This window comes from Rhizobacter sp. Root404 (genome assembly GCF_001425865.1).
GTDB lineage: Bacteria > Pseudomonadota > Gammaproteobacteria > Burkholderiales > Burkholderiaceae_C > LMDS01.
Map to the genome: position 1 here is coordinate 2,083,922 of NZ_LMDS01000004.1, position 11,834 is coordinate 2,095,755.

At 60.7% G+C, this 11,834-nt stretch carries 9 protein-coding genes; all 9 read right to left on the reverse strand.

Annotated elements, in window-relative coordinates; genetic code table 11:
- Positions 1 to 3: 3 nt before the first annotated feature.
- The 9 genes from ASC76_RS13945 to ASC76_RS13980 all read right to left on the reverse strand — a co-directional run bounded on the left by ASC76_RS13945 (position 4) and on the right by ASC76_RS13980 (position 11,776).
- Entirely contained in the window at positions 4 to 1,779 is a 1,776-nt protein-coding gene (locus ASC76_RS13945) for an McrB family protein (protein ID WP_056466759.1), read from the reverse strand.
- Positions 1,776 to 2,693, reverse strand: coding sequence for a DNA adenine methylase (locus ASC76_RS24745; protein ID WP_082549112.1), 918 nt, complete (start codon positions 2,691 to 2,693; stop codon positions 1,776 to 1,778). Before ASC76_RS24745 ends, ASC76_RS13945 begins: the two co-directional genes overlap by 4 nt.
- 538 nt (positions 2,694 to 3,231) lie before the next feature.
- Entirely contained in the window at positions 3,232 to 5,397 is a 2,166-nt protein-coding gene (locus ASC76_RS13950) for an ATP-dependent RecD-like DNA helicase (RefSeq protein ID WP_235580431.1), read from the reverse strand.
- 77 nt (positions 5,398 to 5,474) lie between these two features.
- Positions 5,475 to 5,912 (reverse strand): VPA1267 family protein, encoded by a 438-nt coding sequence (locus ASC76_RS13955; RefSeq protein WP_056466765.1) that lies wholly within the window; start codon positions 5,910 to 5,912, stop codon positions 5,475 to 5,477.
- Complete coding sequence (locus ASC76_RS13960; protein ID WP_056466768.1) at positions 5,912 to 6,346, reverse strand: hypothetical protein; 435 nt, start codon at positions 6,344 to 6,346, stop codon at positions 5,912 to 5,914. Before ASC76_RS13960 ends, ASC76_RS13955 begins: the two co-directional genes overlap by 1 nt.
- Positions 6,343 to 8,355, reverse strand: coding sequence for a hypothetical protein (locus tag ASC76_RS13965; protein WP_056466770.1), 2,013 nt, complete (start codon positions 8,353 to 8,355; stop codon positions 6,343 to 6,345). Before ASC76_RS13965 ends, ASC76_RS13960 begins: the two co-directional genes overlap by 4 nt.
- Positions 8,352 to 9,896 carry a site-specific integrase gene (locus ASC76_RS13970; protein WP_056466772.1) on the reverse strand — a complete coding sequence of 515 codons (1,545 nt, stop codon included), beginning with the start codon at positions 9,894 to 9,896 and terminating at the stop codon, positions 8,352 to 8,354. The genes ASC76_RS13965 and ASC76_RS13970 overlap by 4 nt, the downstream gene beginning before the upstream one ends.
- Entirely contained in the window at positions 9,871 to 11,028 is a 1,158-nt protein-coding gene (locus tag ASC76_RS13975; protein ID WP_235580432.1) for a site-specific integrase, read from the reverse strand. Before ASC76_RS13975 ends, ASC76_RS13970 begins: the two co-directional genes overlap by 26 nt.
- 238 nt (positions 11,029 to 11,266) lie before the next feature.
- Positions 11,267 to 11,776, reverse strand: a complete 510-nt coding sequence (locus tag ASC76_RS13980) for a single-stranded DNA-binding protein (RefSeq protein ID WP_056466777.1) — start codon at positions 11,774 to 11,776, stop codon at positions 11,267 to 11,269.
- Positions 11,777 to 11,834 lie beyond the last annotated feature (58 nt).

The window sequence follows — 11,834 nt, forward strand, 5'->3', positions numbered from 1 at the left end:
TTGTCAAACACGAGAGAGAGCCACCAACGCAGCAATCTTCGCCGCGTCGGGCATGGCGTGGAGCGTTTGCAGCATCAAGCGCTTTGGAGCAATCTGAGAGAGCGCCGATGGCGCGGCTCGCCAGTAGGCAACGGCGCCCACCGGTGCCGGAACACCGTGGTTAACTTGCAGGCTGTCGGGAACGCCGAGCACTGCTGCCAGAACCTCATCCTGGTCGAGGAACGTCATTCGCAGCGTGGGAACAATCTTGGCATCGACAGCATTGGCCAGTCTGCGCAGCTTTTCAACTGCAGTGGCAGCGGCCAGACCCCAGACCAACGCGTGCCCAAGCAGGAAGTCCTCACCCAGGCAGTATTCAATGCGGTCGTTGAGGCTCTTCAGTAACTGCACCGCCAGCGACGACACTTGTTGGTCAGACCAGTTCGCCGGGTCCGGGTCCGCAGGCAGGGCAGGGAGCGGCTGCGACGCATCGAGTTCCAGATGCGCGGCGAGCGCGTCGTAGTCGGGCCCGACGCGGATGACAGTGAAGCGGCGACGCATGGCCGCGTCCAGTGGGGCAACCGAACGGTCTGTGCTGTTCATCGCGGCCACGATGTGCACGCCTGCGGGTAGGCGAACCTCGTTCGCAATGGACTCAGGCGTGCCCGGATTCTCGACGTACGGGTCAGGCACGGGCATGGATTGGCCAAAGTACGGCCGTGTAATCCTCGCCCCCGGATTCGTAGGCGTGCTCCGCTTGTCCTTGTCCAGCAAGCTCAGGCAGTCGCCGAAGATTGCTGCAGCTGGGCCTCGGTTGAACTCGTCGATGACTAGGAGCGCCTGGCGCTCGGCATTGCTCACCCAGTGGCCTAAGCACAGCAGTGGACCTGGCTTCGCCTCGAGCGAGATGCCTTGGTTGGCCGAGATTGGGTACAGCCCAGCCACAAAATTCTCGTAGCTATAGGACGGGTGAAAGACGAGTACTTCGCTCCGCGTCTTAGCCCCTTTCACCGACCAGTTGTCATCCCACTTCGAGGTGTCAAAGAAAACGGTGCCCTTGGGTGTTGGGTCGTCGTAGATGGCTTGCAGGTCCTCAAGAGCAACCGTCTTGCCCGTCCCCGGCGGTCCGACAATGAGGACATTGGGCTCGCGCTCCAGCGCCTCTTGAATGCGCGTGACTAGCTTGGGCGTGCGCGGCGGCTGACGAGGGCGGAATGTCGTGACAGGCGGCAGCGCAAGGGTGGCCGAATCGTCTGCAATCGGTAGCGCAGCAATCGCCGCTGCGATGACATGTGGTAGCCGTGACGTCGCCTTCGCTTCCAGTCCTTGCTGGGGAGTCTCAAAGAAAGTTCGAACGTGCAGGCGGTCGTCCTCACCGAATAGCTTGACCGCGAGCAACCACGGTCCGACGTTCGTACCGACAATTTGAGCGTACTCGGCATCCGCATCGGTCGGGTTGCCAAGGCTCGGGTTCCCCACTATGGAGGTAGCGGCAGTGATGGCGGGCGCTACCGTCCAGGGAACCGGCTTTGAGGCAGCCAGCCAAGCTAGCTGCCACCTGTCTGAAGACCATCGAATCGTCCCGTCGCACTGACCGTTAGGCCATACATATTGGATAGCTTTCGACTGGCCCTGACCCCGGCTGAGCCCGAACAGATTGGCGAGGACGTCACCTCGGTTGGTGCCAAGCTGAAGTGCGTCTTTGGTGTAGGCGTTGTTGTCGACTCGCTCGTAGAGCGACCGCCAGTTTGAGATGGAGTACCGGGCAAAGAAGACGGCCTCAACCGCTTTAATGGTCATTTTCTTGGTCCTCCTACCACCACGACTTCTGGCGAATCCTTTGGCTGTACGTGGCGCTTGTTCTGCGCAGCTACCGAGCGCCGAGTGGTGAACGGAACAACGGTCGCATGCGAAAAGATTTCTCGAATGTGCTCGTTGTCTCGATTGGACACCATCCAGTGCACGCTCCGTTTGGTAAGGTGCTTGCACAAGTCTGCAAGTTCTTCAAGGTCGTGTTTCCGAAAGCGCGTGCCGTTGTAGCCGGCGAATTTGCTTGTATCGGAGATAGGCAAGTACGGCGGGTCGAAGTAGATGAAATCACCCTTTTGGGCGTCCTTGGCGGCTTCCCGGAAGTCCAGTTCACGAATCTCGACGTTCTCAAGCACTAAGCTTGCGTTAGCCAGTACGTCGGCGTCGATTCCTCTGAACTGTCTGGCGCCCCACGGCACATTAAAGACGCCCCACTTGTTTTCGCGCCACAGGCCGTTCCAGGATGTCTGGTTGAGGTAGAAGAATCGGGCGGCTCGTTCAAGATGGTGGTCCGGCGACTCGTCGCGTACGACGTAGTACTCGTCTTCCCCCTGCCGTTGCTGGTAGGGTCGAAGGTGCTCATAGAAGGCCTTTGGCTCCGACTGGATGACTCGCCAAAGGTTGACCAACTCAGAGTTCAAATCGGCCAGATAGCAGGTTTGGGCTCGATGTCGAAGGGCAAAGAACATAGCCCCCGACCCCAGGAACGGTTCGTGGTAGTTCCGAAACTTCTCGGGCACAAATGGCAGGAGGGCCCCGAGCAGGCGCGTCTTGCCGCCCGCCCATCGCAAGAATGGTTTGCCTTGCAGGGTCCGTTCTGTCTCGACGCCCTCGTTGAACGGGAGCGCTGCCTGTTTTGCTGCGCGCACTGGTCGCCGCACGGTCAGTACTTCAGATTCGCTCATGTCGCTTTCGCTGCCCTCGAGTTGAGTCTTTTTAGTGGGGTGTCGACACTGCTTCCTTAGCCGCGCGACCGGCCTTGGAGTCCGCCGGGGCTAGGCCCTTAGCATGGCAGTAGTCCTCGATGAGGACCTCCAACATGTTGGAAAGCGTTCGTCGTTCGTGAGCTGCGGCTACCCTGAGAAGCTTCTTCACCCTGGGCGACATCCGCAGGTTGACGACTTCAGTCTTACGCTCAGACATCTGGTTTGCCTACCCATTGCCTTTACAATGGGTAGACTGTACCTCACACCCCTAGCTGAAGACAATCTTGGCACCTCGGTAGCTCATGGAATGAGCCATAGCAATTCTTCGTGGGAGTGACGGCGTTTTGGTCCCTGAAAAAGACCAACTGGCCACTTACCCTCTCACCCACCCTGACTGCCAGCAACTCACGCCCGCCGCGGACAAGCCACCTGCTCCAGCCCTGCCCCGTCCCTCGACTCCGTAGCAAAGAATGGTGATGCCTGTGAGACTGCGGTGAGAGTGCGAGGCCATATCAACTTAGTCACACGAGCCACCCACCGACGCACGCATCAGCGCCGCCAAGTGCAAGTCGAGCGCGATGTGCCTCGATGCAGCTCGCGGCGGGGCAAGCGTCGCTGCTCGCGCGGCATCAACGTCTCCTACTAGAAGCACCTGGGTCTGGGCCCGTGTGAGGGCCGTGTAGAGCAGGGTACGGTCCAACAGCTTGGAGCCTGTCACAGGGACGATGACACGCTTCCACTGTGAACCCTGTGCCTTGTGCACCGTGACCGCGTAGCCCAGCTCAATGTCTTCTAGCATGTCAACGGTGAGCGGTCGGCGCTGACCATCGTCCCATTCGACCCACGCCAGTCCCAGGCTGGTCTCTTGTCCGGCATCGTCATGCAGGACGCACGGTGTGTCCTCGACCTCTACGACGGTGCCTAGCGAGCCGTTCTGTAGACCCAGCGACCACAGGTTGCGAGTGCAGAGCACGGTGTCACCCAGCCGCAGGCCAACGCACTCCTCGCAGTCAAACTCGACGTTCCAGCACTTGACTTCGGCCGCGCCAGCCGTGAACCGTTCTTGGCAGAGCGCATTCAGATTCTTCGTGCCCGCCGGCCCATTGCGCACTGCGCCAAGCACTTGACTGTTGCCGCGGTCGAGCGCAAGCAACTCGACAACAGTGCCGCCAATCAACTCTGGAGCACAAGGCAAGAACGCCACCTCGGCGGTCTCGTCTTCGGCGAACGAGGGCCAGCGCCCTGCGCGAATATCAGTGGCCGCAGCGGCGATGCTGCCACCGTAGCGCTTAACCGTTCTCAGCTCGATGCCGGGCACGCCGGGCACGCCGCTAAGCGCATGCAGCACCAGGCCCGGGCCCACCGGCATTAGCTGGTGGGGGTCACCGACCAGTACGAGCCTCACATGGCGTGGCAACCCCGCGCAAATGCGACTCATCGAGATGACGTCCACCATGCTGGCCTCGTCAATCACCAGTACCGCGGGACCATCGAGTGGGGCTTCGTCGTAGCTCCTAAGGAAGCTAGCGATGGTGGCCGCACTCCGACCTGTCGCCTCTTGCATGCGTTTGGCGGCTCGGCCGGCCAGTGCCACTTGGACCACGCGCAGCCCCGCTCGGTCGTAGAGCCGATACAGCGCACGTAGCACCGTGGTCTTGCCAACGCCAGCGCCACCCGTGATGCAGAGGAACTCGTGGCGAGCTGCAGCATGGATGGCTGCACGCTGCTCGTCGTTGAGTTCGATACCGTCAACGGCACGGACTTCCGCAATCAGTTGGTCCACGGAGTCGGGCGGCAGCAGTGGGGTGAGTTTCCGCGCCAACCGCTCATGCACGGTCTGCGCAATCTGCCGCTCCATCACCATGGCACCCAGCGGCTGCAGGCCGTGGTAGCCCTTGACGAAGCTGCCGTTGCTCAACCCAGCCGACAAAACCGCCGACAGCTGGTCCCGCCACCGCACCCCTTGAGGTGGCTTGCCTAGCAAGGGGCCAATCCGGTCCAGGAGGTCTGCCGAAAGCATTGCTGTGTGACCCTCGGCAAACAGGCGGTAGCAAGCCTCTTCGGCAGCGCCCTGCAATCGACGCGGGTCGTCCGGCTCGACACCGAATTGCGCAACGGCGAGGCGGTCGACCTCCTTCCATCCAGCACAGAATGACAACAACCGGTAGGGGTCCTCTTCGATGCGCTGCGCCGCATCGCCGCCGAAGAAAGTCAGCACCTTGCGGCCCACTCGCGCCTCGAACCCTTGGGCCTGAAGCCACTGCAACGTGCGGGACACGCCCTGTAGTGACCATGCCAACACAAGACGCTGAGCAATCTCTACCGTTAATGCCGCAGACAATGCCCCCTCATCCGCCGCGTCCAGCAACTCGTACAGCCGCTCACCGAACGTGTCCCAGAGCCGGCGCGCCTTGACGGTGCCAATGCCCTCGAACGCCGGGTTGTCGGACAGAAAGGCAATGATGTGTTCGCCTGACGGACGCGCGAGCGCAGCCTCTTCGGCCTCGACCTGGCACTCTGTCATCTGGAACCCATTGGCAGAAACCTGCCGTTCCACGAAGGGCCCCCGCACGTGCCACCATTGACCACGCTCGACGCGCACTGCGCCAATGACAGCTCCGGATGCTCGAACGACAATGTAGGCGCCCGCGTCAGTGGCGAGACCGTTGCTGTCGACTGGCACGCCGGTGAAAATGGCCCCGCCGAATCCGCGGGGGTTCTGAGACCGGACGCCTGATACCCGAACGGTGATTGACGAGCTCAACGCGGCAACCTCCCGGTTTCCGCCAGGGCTTCCTGAAGCAATGCATAGCGCGACAGGGCACGCTTGACCTCGACAAGTTCGGCGCGCAGGCTAGCGTTTTCCTGTTCGAGACGTTTGAGCCGCTCCGCGTCGCGGGCGCCACCAACCCCCTCAGCCTGTCGAGTTCGGACCTCCAACGGGGTTCCCGTGGCGTCAATGGCGAGCTTTGGAAGGACGCCACGCTCCCGCAGGACTACCTCGAGTTCTTTGAGGGTGACGCGGACGCGTGGGTTCTGGCTTAGGACTGACTTTGCGAATCCGCACTCTGCAGCGATGTCGGTTCGAGAGAGCACGCCTCGCGACACCAACGACCGGAAGTCATCGTCGGTCTTCGAGGCCACCCAGGTCGTAAATCTGCGGACGTTCTCTTCTGCCACCTGCTGTCCGTTTGCCATCAGTCTTCCCCCTTGGTTCGGTCGCGCTGTGGCTTTGCAAGAGGCGCGTTAAGCATCGTCATGGTGACGCCCTTGCGCTCCGCGTTCAGCGCCCAGGTCACGAACTGCTCCTTGAGGAGCGCGTTCTCCTGCTTGAGGCGGTCTACCTTCGATTGAAGACGGGTCGCCTGCTCGAGCGCGGCACGTACACGCTCGTCGCGAGGCGACGCAAGTTCGCTCTTGCTTGCACTTCGAAGTACTTCCTTCTTGAGGGAGAAGGCATTGGCGACCTCGGAATACTCAGCAAGCGTGAAGCGCGAATATGCAATGCCGGATGCCTTCTCGACCGCCGCCAGAAGTAGGTCCCAGGTCAGCTTGCCCTTCCAGTTGTCGAGCGTTTCGAGGACAGCCTGGATAAGTTCCGGAGTCAGGTCCGGGGCGCGTGTCTTCTTCATTTCAGCCGCACCTTCTTGTTGCCTCTAATAACGTGGATGGGCTTCGCATCGGCATTGGTGATGAGTGAGGCATTCGCGATATTGAGCCGAATCCGTGCACCGACTGGCACGTTGGGGTCAGCCAGAATCTTCAGCAGCGCATTGACTCGCTCAAGTGTTTTGAGTTGATGGGCAACCCAGATGTCGGCACCGTATTCCTCCTCTGTCACGGCCTTTCTGGCCTCCATAAGCAGAAGCGCCGTTTCGGCCTTAAGGCTGCGAAGGTTGCGCTCTTTTTGTTCGTCACCTTTGATGCACTCCTGCTCCTCGCAGTTGACGCAGTCGGAGTACATCTGACATGGCTCACTCGCGAAGTCGTGCATGCATGAGCCGTACTCCGTGGAGTGCGCAGCGGTCGGGTTCGCGAGAGGAAAGTCGCTGCGACGAATCAGCTGCCTCGGTTCCTTCGCGACGAGCGCTCCGTTCATGCCTGCCCTCAGGGCACGGCTGATGGGCTCCTGCACCTCATCCGAGGTCATGTGGTCATACGCTCGGTTCTGAGAAACGTCCTTTCGTCCGGAGAACAGTGCAATCTCCGCACTGCTCATGCCGCCCATCTGCGCAAGCATGTTGAGGTAGTGACGCAGACAGTGGCTGGCAATTTCAATCGGCGAGCCATCATCTTCGGTGTAGTTGAACTTGTCGAAGATGCTGGGTTGTCCCTCTGGTCGCGTCAGGTTGTAGGTGACTGCGCCGTAGTCCACGCAGACGAACATACAAAGAAGCGACCTCCGGACGGAGTCAAGTTCGTGGGTGCGGGATATGGCGATTGCATTCTTGCAGAGCAACTCAGGAGCACCAGGCATGTATGGGAAGGTCGCCGGCAGCATCGAAATGACAGCTGCTTCTACATCGGAGTAGCGAAACCCGACTCGCCACCCGTCAAGTGAGACCCTGCTCAACTTTTTGGTGATGGTCGCCCATTCGTAGGCAGTCCTTGCTGCATCTACACTTGTCTCGCCGTACAGGATGAGGCTGAGCTCTTGACGGGTGAGGATGTCGTGACCTCGAAGATGCTCCGCGTCCCGATGCAGGTACAGCGTGCCTGGGTTCTCGGTGTACCAATCGGCCAGTTGTTGCGCTGGCGTGCTGAGCTTGAGCAGGTTGTTAACAGCTCGCTCGGCAATGGGAACCATCTCCGTTGGCAACCACTTCACTGTGTCATTTGCCCCCTTCGAGCCCGGCCATCTAAGCCCCATTTTTCCGACGAATCGACCGTCACCTTTGACGACGCAATTGCGCACTAGACGCAAGACCTCATTGATGCGCTCAGGCGCGCACGTCATGAGCGCTGTATAGCTCGACACCAGAACGTCGCGCGGCTCAACTGCGGAATGAAAGATGCCCGCCAAAGCACGCAAAGCGGCAGCCGAAGGTAGCCTGTCCTGTCTTGCCTTGAGTGCCTCCTTCGATATCCGTGAGCCGAGCGGCTTGGGCCTCGCAGCAGTACTTGCCCATGGCTGGCGCATCGAAATGAAGCCGCTCTTCCTCATCATTTCAGCGATGAGTTCCAGCTGCCCCGCGATGTTGTACGTAGTGGTTACGCTCATGCCTCGGCGGGCGAGTTCCACGGCGCCGTCCAAGACTTCGTGGGTCACAGCGGTGGGTCGAGAGCTATCCGTTCTTTCGCGCAAGGCCGCCTCGAGAAACCGCAACGCCATGACCCTGCTCATGTGGGACGCCACCGGCCGTCGGTCTTGCAGGTAGACAAGCGTGGCCTTGCCAAAGTCCAGGAAAGGTTGGGGTAGCAATGGTCGGTTAAGACGGCTCTGTGCAGCCTCCATCGTGCTGAACACTGCCCTCAGCATCTTGTTATGCCCTTTGACGCGCCCAAGGTCCCATACGTCTTGGTCAAACTGCGTTCGAGCACCGAGGACATCGGACTGTCGACATAGCTCAATAAAGGCGTCCAGGTTGGCCTGCCCGCCGAGTTCAATCCGTGGAGTGAAGTGAAGAACGTCTGCTTTCATGCAGCGTCTCTAGCGGCCTTCGAAGCGCGGGCCTGAGCACACTCAGCAATGACCTCGCGGACTGCTTCAATCGCAGCATCGTTGATGGCGGCCATTCGCTCGTCGTTGGGCCACTTCGCTCGGTCCGCTTCGAGGCGCTCCAGAACTGCTTCGTGAGGTCCGTCGAGCCATGGCTCGAACCTAAAGCACGAGTAACAGGCGACGGGCTTGTTAAAGGCGCATTCTTGTCCCTTGCCAGCGCAGCTTGCGAGGGGCTTGACGGACACACGGAAGTCGATGATTCGACTGCCCAGCTCTCCCTTGTGCGTAGAGTGGGCTTCGTCCTCGACCAGGCGGCCCGTGAATGCACGCGCGAGTGGTGCGAGCTGGCGCCCCATCGCCTTGTCAATGTTGTCAACAATGGTAGGCGATGCCTCGAAGTAGACGTCCACGTGCTGGAGGTCTACGTGGCCCAACCTCTCCGCGATTTCGGCTCGTCCGGCGCCTTCTTCGGCAAGGCGTGTCCCGAAGGTCGACCGAAACCGCTTGGAATTGACAGGAACGGGGGCAAAGTCCAATCGTGAGCTTTGGGGCGCAACCTTTCCCACAACCCGAGTAAACGCAGCAGACAGCATGTCCCGGGTGCAGTGCCCCTTGAACGGGTCACCTTCCTGCCGGAGCTGACCGCGTGCACTCCCCGGGGCGACTTCGCTGTCAAGGAAGAGCGGTGCTTCATCGTTATGACCCATCGCACGGTGGTTGTCGATATGCTCCAGGACAAGTCGACCAGTCTGAGGACTTAGTCGAAAGCTGACGAATGAAGCGCGGGCATGCTCTAAGCGCGTCTTTGCTTGAGGGAGGTTAAGGATGTAAGCGCCGTCGCGGACCTCGAGGTCTTTCGCCTTGAGTGAAGCGTACTGTGAGATTCGTCCCCCGCATGCGAAGAGCAGACGTGTCAGAACCGCAGCCCAGCGCGGTAGGTCGCCCGACCCATAAGCCACGTCCACCGCCTTGTACAAGGCGGTGTACTCTTCCTCAGTGAAGGGCCCCTCAACGGGGTCTCGCTGTCTGACAGCGGCCCCTTTTTCATTGCCCGGCTTGCGTCGTTCTCGCAGGTACCGCGCGCACTCCGCATCGACGCCCGGTAGTTCAAGCGCTTGCCACTTTTGAAGCAATACGTTCAAGGTTCCAAGACGCCACTTCTGGTGCGCGTCCAGCCTCGCAAAGTAGTTTGAGACTTCAATTGCTGTGATAGTCACAAGAGGCGAGTCACGCTCTCGCCCCGTCAGAAAGTGAACGAAGGCGTTGTGCAGGTTTTGCACATGCGACGCAGAGCTTTTCTTGGCGAAGACGTGCAGCGTGTATTTGAGGGAAAAGACCGGTACTGTCGCTGGCAGCTCAAAGCGCCGAAAGTCCAGCCTCACCTCGAATGGACCGTCGAGCCACTCCCATACGTCGTCGTTGGGTCGGAACGCCACGCCGCTGCGAGTGAACGCAACCTCAGGTAATACGCGCGTAGACCCGAGTGCTCCTTGACTAGCCTTTGTCGTCAAGCGTGACATCCAGCTTCTCCTGCAGCTTCAGTGCGAGTTCCTGTCCCTTCTTCGCGACATGTCGCCGGGTATAGGTGGCGCTCGTCTCGGAGTTGTCCGCCCAGCCTTGCTGGGTGTTGCGGGCTCGTTGCTCTGTGACTTCTGACAGGCCCATTGCGTCGGCCTCCTCGGAGAAGCGCTCGTTCCACGTGTGTCGCAGTACGTGGCCTGTAAGCGTTACCGGGAGACCGGGACAGGCTTCGCGCAACTGGCGAAAGAGCTTGTCGATGGACTGCATTGATAGCGCGTCGCCTTCGTCGGACACGATGACTTGAGGAATGGCACGCGCAGCCTTGATGCCTCTTCGTTCCTTAAGATAGGCCTGGAGCATGCGCATGATGCCGGGCAGCAGTTCGATTTCTCGGTCGCCGGTCTTGGTGTTCGGCTGCGTCGTGCGCGTGTCCACCGCTGCATCCGCCCGACGCACGATGCGCAACTTCGGCTGGTTCGGATGGATGTCGCCAATCTGCATGCCAAGTAGCTCACCGCGACGCATGCCGGTTGCCAGCAAAAGAACGACGATGAGCCAGTTCCGCCTGCGCACGAAGCCACGCTTCCAAGGGTTGTCGGGCGAGTCCGGATGCACGACCGAAATCACTCGAGCCTGCTCATCGACGCTTAGGCCCACGCGGGCGCCCAGCTTGGCTCGCCTCGGGACCTCCGGGATGTGCGTTCGAAGGGCAGCAAGGGCTCGTGCCGTATCGACCTCGAGGTCTTGCCGCTTGTCCCGCGGGAGGCCGTCGCCAACGTAGGCCGAAATGAACTGCAGGTAGTCAGCGATGTACCGCAACCGAGAGGCTTGGGTCTGGATGTCGACCGCCCGGCGCTCAGGCCTGTGTTTGCTCCTGCGCATCGCGATGCGCGCGATATTGACGACATTTGATTTGCGAACAGTGCTCTGGTCCTCCTCCAAGTCGTCGACCCGGTACTGGGCGGCGGCCGCCACGCGGTCGAGTTCCGTGATGGAGAGGAAGCGACCCTCGGCTAGAAGCTCGAGCAGATTGACCTCCGCCGCATCCAACTGCCGATACAGCAACGCTAGGGTTGCGCAGACGGAATGAATCGTGTTGGCCGCGCGCCCCCGCCTTCGGTACTTGTCCAAGTACAACGTGACTTCGTGGACTGGAAGCCCGCAAGGGACCTGCAGAAGGGAGTGACGTTCACCGTTCTGGAAGCGAAGGCGCTGTGCAACAAACTGCGGCATGTACCCACCGTCCGTTCATAGTAGTGGTTTAGTCCAATAGAGACTAACACACAAAAATAAACTGTGGGTAAAGAAAAAAGGCCCGCTCTCCAATGGAGAACGGGCCTGAATCAACGAAAAAGACCGCAAGTAGCAACTAGAACGGGATGTCGTCGTCCATGTTGTCGAAGCCGGTCGAGGCCGACTTCGGTGCCGGACGCTGCGGCGCCGCCTGCGGGCGCGCCGCCGGCGCCGAGCGCGCCGGGGCGCTGCGCTCGCTGTAGCCACCGCCTTCGTCGTCGCCGCCGCTGGCGCGACCGCCGCCGCTGTCGTCACGGCCGCCGAGCAGCTGCATCGAGTCGGCGACGATCTCGGTGGTGTAGCGGTCGACGCCTTCCTTGTCCTGCCACTTGCGGGTCTTCAGGCGGCCCTCGATGTAGACCGGGCGGCCCTTCTTCAGGTACTCGCCGGCGATCTCGGCCTGGCGGTCGTACAGGACGACCGAGTGCCACTCGGTCTCTTCCATCTTCTCGCCGGAATCCTTGCTCTTCCAGTTGCGCGTCGTCGCGATGCGCAGATTGCAGACGGCCGCGCCGCTGGGCGTATAGCGCACCTCGGGATCACGGCCGAGATTGCCGAGGACGATGACCTTGTTGACTGATGCCATGGAGCGCTCCGAACACTGTTTTCGAGCCGAAGCTTACCCCAGCCCGATCCGGCACGCC